Here is a 14,575-nt window from a genome sequence, read left to right as displayed (position 1 = left end):
GTATATGCTCTAAAAATGAGTAGCAATTAGAAGGGGTTGTAGTTAGTTTTGCTCGCTAATTTAATAAATTATTTATTGCAATTTTTTTAAATTTGAACAAACTTTGTTGCACTATCAACATAAGCAAATCTAGGGCAAACAGAATTTTTAGAAAAACGGGTTAGGTAAATTAGCAAGATGAGTGTTCTCAGTAGTCTCAGAATCAAATTCCAATTGTTACAAACTTTTTTAGAAAATTAAGAGACCTGTCAAGAGCTCAGTGTTAGCTCTTGACAGGTCTAAATTTTTTGATATTTGATTCTTTTGTTGTTTTAGAGAACTTTGGAAAGTTCAGCTTGTATTTTTGGCTTAGAGTGCAAGGGCCTGATTATTTCCGTTTCACTTGACCGGATCGTCGTTCACTTAGCTCGTTGTTTTCAGAAATGTTTTTTTGCTGTTGAGCAACGAAGAACACCCGAGAAGTTGGATCCTTATTGAGCCCACCACTTCCGGTGTTAACCATTGGTCCCCAGCCCTTTTTGATAGAATATTTCCCAGCTTGGCGTAACTTGTCATTTTTTTCGCGAATTTTACGGCTTTTGGCTTTCCGGCGGTCATCAAAAAAGTCTGAAAGTGCATCTAGTGTCTTCATAATTATCATCCTTTCTTAATTTATCCATTTGATAATTTTATTATATCACAATAAAAAAACATTTCATCAGACTGTGATTGAACAATTAATACCAAATTAGCCAGCTATCAAATAAAATTTGAAAAGTATCTTAATATCAGTTTTCTTATCTAGTGGCATTTTTTGTAAGATTTTTCCTTTCTAAATCCTTTTTTGAAACGCTGCACCCTGTCTAAACTTTCTACTAAGGGAACGAGTAACTAAAGTAACACTTCATTTCCAAGACAAGTTTATGCTATCTTTAAAGAAAAACTGCGTTATAAATTCAGATTGGAGTGTTTTTTATCCTATATCTAAAAGAAATTACCGAAGAAAATTGGCGTGAGGTAGCAAATTTATCAGTAACAACTGACCAAAAAAATTATATTGAAACGAATAAAGACTCTTTATTAGAAGCGGTCTTTGACAAATCGCTAAATTGGCTTCCTCTAGCTTTGCAAGATGGCGAAATAATTGTCGGCTTTGCGATGGTGGGGGCTTTTGATGAAAAAACGAAGTCGATTTGGCTTGACCGCTTGATGATTGATCGAAAATTTCAGCATCAGGGTTACGGCAAAAGATTTCTAAAAGAATTAGTTGATTATCTACAACAAAATTGGATAATAACTCAGATTTTCTTAAGTGTTCATCAGGAAAATAAAAAAATTTTTCAATTTTATGAAGCGGCTGGTTTTGTGAATACGCATCAAGTTGATCCGGTTAATGGAGAAATTATAATGGTCTTGACCTGCTAAACCTTTTCATATTTTTTGGTTTACCAAAAATAATTTCGTTATATTTACTCATTTATTTTAAAGAATCAGAAAAAGAAAACGTTCGCTTTTAATTGCTGTTTTAAAGTAGTTTTAAAACGTTCTAATAAAGACTTATCCTTTAATTTTTTCTAAAACTTATGTTATATTAACTCTGCAATTATTTCAGTTTTAGAAGAGGTGTGGAAGCGATGAGAAAGTATTTTGCAGAATTTTTAGGAACCTTTATGCTAGTGTTTTTAGGAACCGGCACAGTTGTGATTGCCCAAGGAGATACTTTGGCAATTGGCTTGAGCTTTGGTTTAGCCATCACGATTATGGCCTATGCAGTAGGCGGTGTTTCCGGTGGGAATTTTAATCCGGCAGTCTCAACGGCGATGATGATTAATAAGAGATTGTCAGTCAAAGATGGTCTAATTTATATTGTCGCCCAAGCTTTAGGAGCGATTGCTGCTTCTGGTGTGTTATCTATTTTTATTTCTGCTTTAGGTTTAGACAGTGGTCAATATGGGCAAAATGATTTTTCAAAAATCAGTGCAGGAATGGCTTTCTTAGTGGAAGTAATCATTACCTTCTTATTTATTTTTGTTATCTTAATGGTCACTAGCAAACAATTTGGTAATGCGCAAATGGCACCAATTGCGATTGGTTTAGTTTTAGCCTTCTTAATTATTGTGGCGCTGAACTTAACTGGCGGCTCTTTAAACCCTGCAAGAAGCTTAGGACCAGCATTGTTCGCCGGCGGTACGGCTCTCAGCCATTACTGGGTCTTTTTGTTGGCTCCATTAGTCGGCGGTGCACTGGCAGCTTTTGCTGGTAAAGCAATGGGCAGTGAAGAATAGAAGAAATAAACAAAGAGAAGTGCCCACAAAAGTTAGCATTCAAGACTAACTTTTTGTGGGCAATTTTTTTATTAGTGTTTGCTTTTTTCATGATAACCAAGTTTCGCCGGTGAAGGCCATCTCCCAAAAAGCTAGCTCGTTTTTTTTGGAAAGAATAAAGTCCTCTTTCTTTTTTTAGGTCAGTAATGAGGGCAGCCAATTCATCCATGAAACTAATCATCTCCTGTGTTGAGATTTGGAAGCAATCACTGGCATAGGTCACCAGTCAATTTTGATAAATTTTTGGTTCAGGTTGAGCTATGGCATAGTTCCTGCCAATATCAGCCTACATACGATATCATGAGAGGAGTACCGCGATCGTGTTGGCTAAACACCTAGGTATGTTTGTGCAATAAAAGAGATAGATGTAGGCATAAGCTTATAAGCGTTGTTTTCAATTCTTGAATTTCCTATAGGCGGATGGTCAAAATTTCTGGGTGCTCTGAATGAGCTATTGTTTCAGCTTTAGCAGTGACCTTAATTCTTTCAGCCAACACATCTGTTAAAAAAATTCTCGCCTTGTGAAGTAACAATTGCATGGAGGGAGTTTGCGGAAATAAAGGCTAATAGTTGTTAGATTAAAACCTAGAGTACACAAAAAGACCGCTAGCAACAGCGGCTATATAAAGAAAGGCCGTTTTAAAATTTTTGAAACTTTATCAATCTCTGAAAGCCGATAAAGTAAAAAAATTAAAAAAGCATTCTTAGGTAAGCCAACTGTTTGCTAGCAGTCGATAAAATAAGTGCAAAAATTAATCTTGTTTTGGTGCTTTTTTCTTAAATAAAACAATCGTGAAGACAGCTAATAGTGCTAACGTTAAGAAAATTAAGCTGATATCCACTTTAGCAGACATAAAGCCTAACACTGCGGAACCGATAATTCCGATAAAAGAGCCGATAATACCAAATTTTTGCAAGCCGTTTAACTGATCCATCACATCACGGAAACCAACGACAAGGCTAACAGATGCAGCAAAGGCAATAATTCCTAATACAATATGCAAGAAAATCATTTTCTCCCTCCTCTCCTTGTAAAAGAATAGCAAACAAATCATATTTATCGAAACAATCTGCTTCAACAATGAAATAGAAAGATTTTACAGTTGGCAAAAACCGACCGAATGGGATTTAACTAGCACTAACTTTGAAATCCTTTCAAAAATAGTTGCAAAAGCGAGAATTTTTTTCAGATTTTCTTTTGATAGTTTCCTAGATTTTGCTAAAATGAATTGAAGCTTTAGTTTTGTCGCAAAATTTGCGATTAGGAAAGAGGAGGCAGGTTTGTGGCTAAAAAATATACAAAAGAGCATGAAGTAACCTTTTATGAATGTGATGTCAATCAGCAGATGACTTTTCCATCACTCTTAAGTGTTGCCGTGAAGGTTTCAGAAGATCAGAGCGCACTGTTTAATCGAGGGAATGAGTATATCCATCAGCTAGGCTTAGGTTGGGTGATTACCAATTATCAAATTGCTATCACAAGAATGCCGACAGTCGGCGAAGTTTGCCAAGTTACTACGGAGGCCAAAGAATACAATAAATTTTTCTGTTACCGCAGCTTTTGGTTTCACGATGCGGCTGGCAATGAACTGGTGGCAATTGAGTCGGTGTTTGTCTTAATGGATATGACAGCCCGCAAAGTGACTAGCGTGCCGGATGATGTCATTGCCCCTTATGAGAGCACAAAAGTAAAATCGATTCGCCGATTTCCAGCAATTGAAAAGGTGGAGGCAGGAAAGACGCTACCGTTTCGGGTCCGTTTTTATGATATTGACAGCAATCATCATGTCAACAATTCCATTTATTTCAATTGGATGATTAACGCACTGGACTACCAATTTTTAGTCGAGCACCGGTCGTTGAGCGTCAACATTCGATTTGATAAAGAGGTTGAATATGGTGCGACGGTGGATAGTTTGGTGGAGGTTGTCGAAAAAGATAAGCAAGTCGTCACCCGCCATGAAATCCGACTGGGTGAAGAGCTTTGCTGTGAAGCGAATTTTGTTTGGGAGAAGGCGGAGTAAGTAGAAAAAAACCGGCAAAGATTTTTAATCTTTGCCGGTTTTTTATTCGCTATTCTTCTAAAAAACTTTTGCGTTCGACTTCGGTTAGCTGACTATTAATGGCAATCAATAATTTTAAGCGGGCCTTTTGGCTGTTGATGCCATTGCAAAAGATGACACCTAATTGCTGCAGCTCTTGACCGCCACCTTGATAGTCATAAATCGGTTCAACGATGCCGTTAAAGCAACGGGAGACGAGCACGACGGGCACTTTTTTTGCCAGTAATTTTTTGAGGGCCGGCAAGGTTTGCGGCGGTAAATTGCCGGCACCTAAGCCTTCAATAACTAAGCCGTCGATGTCAGATTCTGAGAGGGCTTCAATTAAATCTCCGTGCATCCCGGCGTAGCCTTTGACGATGGGAATCAGCCCGTTGACCGCTTGAATATCAATGCGGTCACTGCTAGTTAGTTCCTGCATAAAACGGATATGGAGTTTGGTGATGATGCCGATTGGTCCTAATGTTGGCGTACGAAAAGTTGCTACATTAGTGGTGTGGGTTTTGGTTACATAGCGAGCAGTATGAATTTCATCATTCATCACCACGAGGACACCTTTGCCCTGAGCTTCCGGGCAGGCGGCCACCCGAATCGCCGACTCAAAATTATACAGGCCATCACTGCCGATTTCATTGCTGGAACGCATGGCTCCCGTGATCGCAATCGGCATGAGGCCGCCGATGGTTGTATCTAAAAAATAAGCCGTTTCTTCTAAAGTATCGGTACCGTGGGTAATCACCACACCACTGAAATTTTCAGCTTCGGCCCGTTGAATTCGCTTTTTTAATAAAAGCATATGCTCAGGCGTAATATGGGGAGAAGGAACATTAAAAATTTCTTCTACGACTAGGTCAACGCCTGTTGGTAAGTTTGGTGCAGAGGTTAATAAAGGATTGCCGGCATCAGGTGCTACTTTGCCTGCTGCATTTTCTTTCATTGCGATTGTGCCGCCGGTGTGCAGCGCTAAAATTTTCATACCATCACCTCAGGAGATTTTTTTGCATGTCATTCTTTGCTTATTGTATACTATATGAATAACAAAACAAGAGGAGCAGATAAAATTGATTAGAATCGGCCTAACCCGTTTTGATGAACACATTAACTTAACCGGGAAACCCAAAGCTAGTCTTTTTGAATATGCTGGCCATTTGCCGCTAGTGGAATTGGATACCGCTTATTATGCAATTCCTAAGGAGATGACGGTTGCTAATTGGCTGACACAGGTGCCGCCGAGTTTTCGGTTTATTATCAAGATGTATGGCGGTTTAACCAAACAAAATCGAGAGGATAAGTATTTTTCTTCTGAAGAAGCGATGGCAGAAGCCTATTTGACAGCATTGAAGCCATTGATTGACAGTAAGCAGCTCTTTTGTTTTCTCTGTCAGTTTCCCAGTTTTTTCGACTGCACTTCAGAAAACGTGGCTTATCTGCAAAAGCTGCGACATCTTTTACCGAATGTGCCATTAGCCATTGAGTTTCGTTCTGAAAGCTGGTATCAAGAAAATGTTTTAAACTCCATGCGAAAGTTTATGCAGGAAAATCAATTTTCTTTGGTCATTATTGATGAGCCGCAGGTGGCCAATCGTAGCGTGCCCTTTGATGACTTTGTAACCAATTCAGATTTTACGATGTTTCGTTTCCATGGCCGCAATGCTCCCGGTTGGCAGGAAAATGGCGCTAATTGGCAGCAAAAACGCACCTTGTATGATTATAATGGGGCAGAGATTAAACAATTAGCAGCCTCAATCCGGCAAACGGCTAAGGCCAGTCGAGAAGTGGCGGTTATTTTCAATAATAATTCCGGCGGTCATGCAGCCGGCAATGCTTTGATGATGGTGAAGGAATTGGGTTTGGATTATCAAGGTTTAAATCCTAAGCAGCTGGATTTATTTTAAGTGGGAATATGAAAAGAAAGAGTGGGGCCATGATAAAGGCAATATTTTTTGATATTGATGGGACGCTTGTGGGCAGTGATTCCCAAGCGGATGCGACAACGAAGGCGGCAATTGCCGAGGCCCGCAAAAAAGGGATTCTCTGCGGCATTGCGACAGGCCGCAGCCCAGTCAAAATAAGTGAGATGATTGATTTCATTGAATTGGATGTATTTGTGACCTATAACGGCCAATTAGTTTATACGCCAGAGCAGGATATTTACAAGAATCCTTTTTCTAAACAGGTGCTAAATGAAATTGTCGACTATGCCGATGGACACAATCGGCAAATTTTATTTGGCGCTAGAAACCGGCTGGATGGCAGTCGCACTGTGTCTTTTGGCAATTCAGTCTTTGCCAAAAGTCTAACGAAATTTGTACCAAAAAATTTAACTTCTAAAGTGTTGAAGTTTGGTTTGCAAAAATTGCGTAAGGCTCGGAAAAAGAAGAGCTACCATCGATTGTCCATTTTGAATGAGCCGATTTATCAGTGTATTATGTTGAGCAGTGAGTCCGGGGACCATTTATTGCGGGAACGGCTGCCCCATTGTGATTTTCAACGCTCCAATCAGTTTTCGGTGGATGTGACACCGAAAGGCGGTTCGAAATTACACGGAATTGAAGCCTTTATTCAACTGCATGATATTAAGTTATCCGAAGTCATGGCCTTTGGCGATAATTTAAATGATATTGATATGCTGACCCATGTGGGCTATGGTGTTGCCATGGGCAATGGGCGACAAGAGGTTAAGGAGATTGCCGATTTTGTGACGCATTCCAACGAGAGTGACGGCATTGCATTTGCCATGAAACATTACGGAGTGATTGAGTGAGGAAAAAATGAGTAAACAAACCCCTTTTGAAATGGCGGAGGAATTTCATGATACCTTCGACCCTAGAAAACCATTAAAGCCAACCGCTTTTAACGAAACAGATGTGCTTCATCGTGCTGGCTTTAAAGCCGAAGAACTGGTGGAATTTTTATATGCAGCTGCTGATAATGACCAACAAAAATTTCAAGACTTTGTTACAGCCCTCCACCAAAGTATTGATTTGGCTGAGGAAAAAGTCTTGGCCAAAAATGAACCTGTGACAGATTCGTTGGTGGGACAGGTGGATGCACTAACAGATTTATTGTATTTTATTTACGGTTCTTTTTCATTGATGGGGGTTCATCCTGAAGCGATTATTAAAATTGTTCACCAAGCCAATATGGGGAAACTTTTTCCTGATGGCAAGCCCCATTATGACCCAGTAACTAATAAAGTGATGAAACCTGCTAATTGGCAAACCGATTTTGCTCCAGAAGTAAAAATTGCAGAGGAGCTACAGCGGCAAATCAAAGAAGCAGAGGAAAAAAACTAAAAAAATGGTTAAAATCTAAAAAAGCTTGAAAAGTCATCAGTTAGTGTAACTGGCTGGCTTTTCAAGCTTTTTTGCATGCAGATTATTTGTTAATCAAAAAAAGTGTAATACAAGGAGCGAATTGCGCGAGCTTCGTGCTCGCTCTTAATACCGAACATGATGCTGACCTCAGAGGAACCTTGGTTAATCATTTCTAAATTGACTTCTTTATTGGCAAATGAATTGGCACTTTTGGCCATGATCCCGATTTTTTGGCGCATGCCTTCGCCAACGACCATGATTAAACTCAGGCCGTGGGTGATGTGAACTTCATCGGGTTCTAATTTTTCTTGAATTTTTTCAATCAATAGCGTTTCTTTTTCCGGCGTCAGGTAGCGATCTCGGATAATGATCGACACATCATCAATTCCTGAAGGCATGTGTTCAAAACTGATATTCAAGTCTTCAAAAATTTCTAAAATCCGTCGCACAAAACCAACTTCACGGTTCATCAAATGCTTTGTAATATATAGGCTGGAAAAACCAGAATCACTAGCAATTCCGACTACTGGCTGATGATTAATTTCACGATTTTTGCGGATAAAAGTTCCTTTTGCACTCGGGTTATTGGTATTTTTAATCACCACCGGCACGTTGAAGGTATAAGCTGGGTGTAGCGCTTCATCGTGAAAAACTTTAAAACCAGCGTAGGCCAGCTCCCGCATTTCTTTAAAGGTCAGCTCTTCAATCAGTTCAGGATTGTGAATCAAGCCTGGGTGAGCGGCAAAGATACCGTCAACATCAGTAAAGTTTTCATAGAGGTCAGCCTGCATACCAGCAGCGACAATCGCTCCGCTGATATCTGAGCCACCTCTTGAGAAGGTGCATATTTCGCCATCTTCTGTATAGCCGAAGAAACCAGGGACAACCAAAATTTCAGCTGAATCACGATTTTGGTAAATTTTAGCAAAGGAATCTTTTAAAATCCGGGCATTCCCCGGTTCGTCAGAGACAAACATTCCTAATTCTTTTGGATTAATATAGCGGGCCGGCAGACCCTCATGGGCAAAATAAGCCGCCACCAGTTTTGCATTATTGTTTTCACCACTCGCAAGAAAAGCATCCCGCAAATGGCGATTATTTTCAATTGGCAGTTGAGCCAATCCTCTTAAATTATTTTCAATCTCCGGTAAAATAATAGCTGTAATGCCAAGTGCATCGGTATTGCTTTTATAGCGTTCAATGATATCGCCACAGATTTCTGCAGTATCGCCGCCAGAAGCATATGTATCGTAATAAGCAATCAGCATATCCGTGACCTTAATGTCATCGCCTTCTCGTTTACCAGGGGCGGAAACAACGACAAAGCGTCGTTCAGGGTCACTGCTGACAATATTCAAAACTTTTTTTAATTGTTTCGCGGAGGCTAACGAGCTGCCGCCAAATTTTATTACTTTCACAAAATTCACTCCTGAACTCTTAGATTCTTTAAGAATACAAAAACTAGTCGATAAAAGCAAGTAGTTCTTAGGGATACTTAAAGGGAAAACCTTGTTATTACAAGAAAATTTAGAAATTAGTGGAGTAAAAAATGCTAGTGATAGATGATTGCTGTCTCAAAGAGCTTAACTAGAGTGTGATATAATTTCTATAAATAAATCTTGCAATGGCAGCTAGTTATTAAAGTGATGGTGACAAGTGAAAGTTGCCAAGTAAAGGAGCAGAAATGGAAATTGTTGTTTTCATATTGATTGTGGGAATTATTATTTTACTAGGCTTTGGGTTATTTTTGCTGTTTCAACGTTGGCAAAATCGCTACAAAATTCAACAGGTCGAAAGACAAAAGGAAAAATTATTTGATATGACAATCTTTGATGAAGTTGCAGCAGCTGAGAAACTTTCTTTGACGGATGCTCAAAAGGCTGTTTTTGATGAGGTGAATCAGCGCTGGCAAACCGTTACAAAAGCGGACTTTGCTACGTTAGAGACAACAATCATGATGGCGGAAAGTTTAAATGCCCGCCCAAATAAAGTTTTTGCTGCAAAAAGAAAGATTGCTTCTGCCAATCAAAGACTGGCGGAAATGGAAAAAACGATTTTTGAGATTCGTCAGACTTTAGCAAAGTTACAGGAGAAAGCGTAGTCCAGATAATCTTGTATGGAAGATAGACAGTTACCCGCTAAAACAAATGTGACTATTTTTTGCTGGTCAAAGGACTCAGCAAAAGAGTAACAGAGCATTCATTTGAAAATTTCGCTAGACTAATTAAGGATCAAAAATAATTACTCAAAGTCCTTGCTGGCCAGTAACAATTGTCGAAAAAACCTTGCTATTACAAGAAAATTTAGAAATTAGCTTATGAAAAAAAATGTAAATTTTTTCGGGATTATCCCGTGCCATCCAATAATGATTATGATATAATCTAGATTAGATGTCTGCGCCCTAATAAGTAGGTGTAAAATACTTCGGTTTTTCTTATACAATTATGTGTTACTAAAAACGGAGGAACAATAATGGGAAGTAACGTGAACATCATCATCATCATATTCATCGCGGTCGTAGTGATTTTAGCAATTTTAGGACTGGTTTTACTGCTGTTACGGCGGCAAAACCTGAGTAAAATAGACGAACTGGAAAAACGTAAGGAAAAACTATTTGACTTACCGGTGTTTGAAGAAGTTGATGATGTCAAGAAGATGCATATGGTGGGTTCCAGCCAAAATACTTTCCGTGAATGGAGCCAACGTTGGATTGCCGTTTCAACCGTTGAGTTCGGCACACTAGAAACAATGATTATGGACGCTGAAGGCTTAAACAATCGCCCCAGCAAAATTTTCAGTGCCAAGCAAGCTATCGAGTCCGCAAATGGAAAAATGGATGAGATGGAAAACGAAGTGGAAGAAATCCGCAAAGGGCTTGAAGAATTACGAGATGGAGAAGAACGTAACTCCCTTGAAGTTCAAAAAGCCTTGGATGTGTATGAAGAGTTACAGGCTGAATTAAAGACTGATTCCTCAATCTTTGGTCCAGCACTTTCTGAGTTGAAAAAACAAGTCAAGAATATTGAAATTGAATTCACTCAGTTTGTGACTTTAAATACCTCCGGTGATCCGATTGAAGCTCGGGAAGTGTTAGAGCTTGCCGAACAGCACACTTATGAGTTATCTGACTTAGTGAAACGAATTCCTAGCGTTTTCGAAGATCTAAACCGAGTATTCCCTGATCAAGTTCAAGAAATTGAAGAAGCGTATAAGCGCATGGTCGATGAGCAATACAAGCTGCCGGATGATTTTCCGGAGCGTATTGAACAAGTGAAAAAACGTATCGAAAACTCTCTTAAAGATATCGAAAAAACTGAAGTCAGCACCGCTGAGGTCGCAAACAGAGATACAGCCAGTCAAATTGATGGCCTGTACGATACGTTAGAACGGGAAATGAACGCACGGAAATACGTGCTGAAAAACCGTCAAGTAATCAAAGACTATATTGATCATGCTGGGAAAAACAATCGTCAGCTGATGATTGAATTAGATCACACCTCACAAAGTTATGCGTTAAATCATAATGAGTTAGGTCGAGCTCGTGGTTTCCAAACGGAGTTAGACGAGTTAACTCGTCGCTACCAACAAATGGAACCGCAAATTAATGATCACGAAATTCCTTATACAGAAGCGCAAGTCTTTTTCAAAGACGTATACCGCATCTTGGATGATATCGAAAACCAACAAATGGCAATCGATGATGATATGCGCAATCTGCGTAAAGGTGAACGTGATGCACAAGTCAAGGTGGAAGAGTTTGAATTCCGCCTGCGGACCTTAAAACGTTATGTTGAAAAACAACGTTTACCTGGTCTTCCAGAAGATTATCTGGAATTCTTCTACGTAACGACTGATCGGATTGAACAATTCAATAACTCTCTCAACAAGATTCGTATTGATATGGATGAAATCAATCAGCTCTTACAATTGTCAGAAGAAGATTTAGCAACCTTACAACAAAAAACGGATGATCTCGTCGATGCTGCTGCTCTAACAGAGCAAATGTTGCAATACGCAAACCGCTACCGCAACAGCCATCAAGAAATCCGCGATGCCATCACCCAAACGATGGAGTTGTTCAACAATGGCTATCGCTATCAAGAATCCCTTGATACGATTGGCACTGCCCTGGAAAGAGTAGAACCTGGCGCTTTCCAACGCATTGAATCCTTTTACTTTAAGAATCCAGACCTAGTCTGAGAATACGATAAAGACGTTTTTCCAATATAGAAAAAGCCCTGAAAAAAATTTCGGGGCTTTTTTGCGGGCAAAAATTTGCCATTTTCGAATCAGCCAAAGCTTTCATTAAAAAAGTTTTAAGGTCAACTCGCTGCTACCCGTCAAAATTTTCAACGCCTTGAAAGGAAGTGACAGAACCTTTATAATAGGAAAGAATTTTAGAAAAGAGGCTATACCATGATTTACTTTGACAATAGTGCAACGACAGCAATTTATCCGCTGGCACTTGATACATATACCAAAACCAGTCAACGGATTTTTGGGAACCCGGCCAGCCTGCATGATTTAGGCAATCAGGCCCATCGCTTATTGGAACAAGCCCGCAAGCAAATCGCAGAACAACTGGCAGTAGCTTCATCAGAAATTTTTTTCACCAGCGGCGGCACAGAAGGGGATAATTGGGTCTTAAAGGGTACGGCCATTGCCAAAAAAGAATTTGGCAATCATCTAATTATTTCCGGCATTGAGCATCCGGCAGTCAGTGAAACGGCTCAACAATTAGCGGCTAACGGCTTTGACGTCAGCATCGCGCCAGTAGATGAAAAAGGATTTGTCCTTGTGGAGGAATTGGCCAAACTAATAAAAAAAGACACCATTTTAGTTTCTGTGATGGCTGTCAATAATGAAATTGGCAGCATTCAGCCGATTCAAGCAATCAGCGAGCTGTTAAAGGCTTATCCGCGAATTCATTTTCATGTGGATGCGGTACAGGCTATCGGCAAGGTGCCACAGGATTTATGGCTTACAGAAAGAGTTGACTTCGCCACTTTTTCAGCCCATAAATTCCACGGACCACGAGGTGTCGGCTTTATTTATTGGAAGGCCGGTCGTAAATTAGCCCCGTTACTAAACGGCGGAGGTCAGGAAAACAATCAGCGCTCCGGCACAGAAAATTTACCGGGAATTGTCGCCACTGCCAGAGCACTACGGCTTTATCAAGACAAAATTTCGGAAAACCCACAGCACACGACAAACTTAAAAAAAGCCTTAACAGAGGATTTAAAAACTTTTCCGAAGGTTCACTTTTTTACCGGCGAAGAAAATTTTGCGCCTAATATTTTATGCTTCGCCCTGGAAGGAATCCGCGGTGAGGTTCTAGTCCACGCCTTTGAAGAAAAGCAAATCTACCTTTCCACCACCAGTGCCTGCTCCAGCCGCAAAAAAACAGCAAGTTCAACGTTAGGTGCCATGCATGTACCTAGTCGCTTGGCAACCTGTGCAGTGCGGGTGAGTTTGGATGAGAGCAATACGATGGCGGAAGTGGAACAGTTTATGATTATTTTTCAGCAATTGTATCAACGCTTTTCCAAAGTGAATTAGCAGACGAGAAAAATGGAGGAACCAACGTGAAATACTCAGAAATTATGGTCCGCTATGGTGAATTGTCCACGAAAGGCAAAAATCGCCGGACCTTTATTATGCAACTAGCTCAAAATGTCAAAGAAGCTTTGGCAGAATTTCCCAACTTGCGGGTGCGGGGAGAAAGAGATCGGATGCATCTATTGCTAAATGGGGAGGACAGCGAATTAATTATTCCGAAGCTAACAAAAGTTTTCGGCATTCAAAATTTTTCCCCTAGCATTCGAGTGGAAAAAGACTTAGCGGTGATTAAGGCTAAGGCGCAGGAAATGATGCAGGAAATTTATACCGGCACAGAAACCTTCAAAATTACCGGCAAGCGCAGCGACCATCACTTTGAAATTGACAGCCAGCAGCTGCAATTATTTTTAGGCAATGCGATTGTTGATATTTTTCCAGACATCAAAGCCCAAATGAAACGCCCTGATATTAACCTGCGGGTGGAAATTAGAGACGAAGGGGCCTATCTCTCTTATGAAACGATTAAAGGCGCTGGCGGTTTACCAGTGGGAACCAGTGGTCGTGGAATGCTAATGCTTTCTGGCGGGATTGATTCGCCGGTAGCTGGCTATCTGGCGATGAAACGCGGCGTTGAGATTGAAGCCGTTCATTTTGCTAGCCCACCTTATACCAGTGAGCAAGCCTTGCAAAAAGCCAAAAACCTGACACAAAAATTAGTCGCGTTCGGTGGCGACATTCAGTTTATTGAAGTGCCTTTTACCGAGATTCAAGAAGAAATTAAACGCAGTCTGCCGCAAGGGTACTGGATGACAATCACCAGAAGAATGATGCTGCGCTTAACGGATATGATTCGGGAGGCCCGCAAAGGTTTAGTAATTATCAATGGCGAATCTCTAGGCCAAGTGGCTTCGCAAACTTTACACAGCATGGTCGCCATCAATGAAGTTTCGGCTACGCCAATTATCCGGCCGGTCATCACGATGGATAAGCTAGAAATTATTGAAATTGCCGAACAAATTGAGACCTTTGAATTGTCTGTGCAGCCCTTTGAAGACTGCTGCACGATTTTTGCACCGCCACAACCAAAGACGCGGCCTAATATTGATAAGGTTCATCAATATGAAGAGCGTCTCGATGTGGAAGGCTTATTAGCTCGAGCTTTTGCTGGCATCAAAGTTGAAAAAATTTCAGCACAACAGGAAACAACGGAGTTCGCTGATTTCTTATAATTTTCTAGCAGCTCTTAATCAAAAAATATTAATAGAAGTAAAATTTTTAGCAGCTGATTCATAACGACTCAGCTGTTTTTTGCTGTCACTTTTTTCACAAAATATGT

Annotated in this window: 14 protein-coding genes; 10 read left to right on the top strand and 4 right to left on the bottom strand. The window is 40.3% G+C overall.

Translation table 11 applies throughout. The features are described 5' to 3' along the window. Nucleotides 1-367: 367 nt before the first annotated feature. Nucleotides 368-631 carry a hypothetical protein gene (locus ORH16_RS01835; protein WP_265455708.1) on the bottom strand — a complete coding sequence of 88 codons (264 nt, stop codon included), beginning with the start codon at nt 629-631 and terminating at the stop codon, nt 368-370. Between the two features lie 314 nt (nt 632-945). Here ORH16_RS01835 and ORH16_RS01830 point away from each other — a divergent pair, with 314 nt between their 5' ends. Both ORH16_RS01830 and ORH16_RS01825 read left to right on the top strand, forming a co-directional pair. After that, on the top strand, nt 946-1,404 hold the full coding sequence (locus ORH16_RS01830) for a GNAT family N-acetyltransferase (protein ID WP_265455706.1): 459 nt from the start codon (nt 946-948) through the stop codon (nt 1,402-1,404). Nucleotides 1,405-1,613: 209 nt separating this feature from the next. Next, nucleotides 1,614-2,264, top strand: coding sequence for an MIP/aquaporin family protein (locus ORH16_RS01825; protein WP_265455704.1), 651 nt, complete (start codon nt 1,614-1,616; stop codon nt 2,262-2,264). Nucleotides 2,265-3,055: 791 nt separating this feature from the next. Here ORH16_RS01825 and ORH16_RS01820 read toward each other — a convergent pair. Beyond that, nucleotides 3,056-3,316 (bottom strand): hypothetical protein, encoded by a 261-nt coding sequence (locus ORH16_RS01820; RefSeq protein WP_265455702.1) that lies wholly within the window; start codon nt 3,314-3,316, stop codon nt 3,056-3,058. A 270-nt stretch (nt 3,317-3,586) separates the two neighbouring features. Here ORH16_RS01820 and ORH16_RS01815 point away from each other — a divergent pair, with 270 nt between their 5' ends. After that, the gene (locus ORH16_RS01815; protein WP_265455701.1) at nt 3,587-4,327 is read left to right on the top strand and encodes an acyl-[acyl-carrier-protein] thioesterase; all 741 of its coding nucleotides are present in this window, start codon (nt 3,587-3,589) and stop codon (nt 4,325-4,327) included. Between the two features lie 49 nt (nt 4,328-4,376). Here the strand turns inward: ORH16_RS01815 and ORH16_RS01810 are convergent, their stop codons facing one another. Beyond that, complete coding sequence (locus ORH16_RS01810; protein ID WP_265455700.1) at nt 4,377-5,339, bottom strand: asparaginase; 963 nt, start codon at nt 5,337-5,339, stop codon at nt 4,377-4,379. Nucleotides 5,340-5,424: 85 nt separating this feature from the next. On the opposite strand from ORH16_RS01810, the gene ORH16_RS01805 reads away from it, so the two are divergent. Genes ORH16_RS01805 through ORH16_RS01795 form a run of 3 tightly spaced genes read left to right on the top strand, consistent with a single transcriptional unit; the run spans nt 5,425 to nt 7,659 of the window. Continuing rightward, nucleotides 5,425-6,258: a DUF72 domain-containing protein gene (locus ORH16_RS01805; RefSeq protein WP_265455698.1), complete on the top strand. Its 834-nt coding sequence runs from the start codon at nt 5,425-5,427 to the stop codon at nt 6,256-6,258. Nucleotides 6,259-6,287: 29 nt separating this feature from the next. Beyond that, nucleotides 6,288-7,127: a Cof-type HAD-IIB family hydrolase gene (locus tag ORH16_RS01800; RefSeq protein WP_265455697.1), complete on the top strand. Its 840-nt coding sequence runs from the start codon at nt 6,288-6,290 to the stop codon at nt 7,125-7,127. Nucleotides 7,128-7,134: 7 nt separating this feature from the next. Continuing rightward, nucleotides 7,135-7,659, top strand: a complete 525-nt coding sequence (locus tag ORH16_RS01795) for an HAD family hydrolase (RefSeq protein WP_265455696.1) — start codon at nt 7,135-7,137, stop codon at nt 7,657-7,659. A gap of 89 nt (nt 7,660-7,748) precedes the next feature. Here the strand turns inward: ORH16_RS01795 and ORH16_RS01790 are convergent, their stop codons facing one another. Next, on the bottom strand, nt 7,749-9,098 hold the full coding sequence (locus ORH16_RS01790; protein ID WP_265455695.1) for an aspartate kinase: 1,350 nt from the start codon (nt 9,096-9,098) through the stop codon (nt 7,749-7,751). A 266-nt stretch (nt 9,099-9,364) separates the two neighbouring features. On the opposite strand from ORH16_RS01790, the gene ORH16_RS01785 reads away from it, so the two are divergent. The 4 genes from ORH16_RS01785 (at nt 9,365) to thiI (ending at nt 14,468) form a co-directional block, all read left to right on the top strand. Beyond that, the gene (locus tag ORH16_RS01785; RefSeq protein ID WP_265455694.1) at nt 9,365-9,781 is read left to right on the top strand and encodes a septation ring formation regulator EzrA; all 417 of its coding nucleotides are present in this window, start codon (nt 9,365-9,367) and stop codon (nt 9,779-9,781) included. Between the two features lie 371 nt (nt 9,782-10,152). Next, nucleotides 10,153-11,880, top strand: a complete 1,728-nt coding sequence (locus tag ORH16_RS01780) for a septation ring formation regulator EzrA (RefSeq protein WP_265455692.1) — start codon at nt 10,153-10,155, stop codon at nt 11,878-11,880. 216 nt (nt 11,881-12,096) lie between these two features. Next, a complete protein-coding gene (locus ORH16_RS01775; protein WP_265455691.1) occupies nt 12,097-13,239 on the top strand; it encodes a cysteine desulfurase family protein in 1,143 nt (380 codons plus the stop codon). A gap of 26 nt (nt 13,240-13,265) precedes the next feature. Beyond that, on the top strand, nt 13,266-14,468 hold the full coding sequence (gene thiI, locus ORH16_RS01770; RefSeq protein ID WP_265455689.1) for a tRNA uracil 4-sulfurtransferase ThiI: 1,203 nt from the start codon (nt 13,266-13,268) through the stop codon (nt 14,466-14,468). Nucleotides 14,469-14,575: the final 107 nt, after the last annotated feature.

Source organism: Enterococcus sp. HY326 (genome assembly GCF_026157065.1).
Lineage (GTDB): Bacteria > Bacillota > Bacilli > Lactobacillales > Enterococcaceae > HY326.
This window is presented reverse-complemented; position numbering and strand designations above follow the sequence as displayed.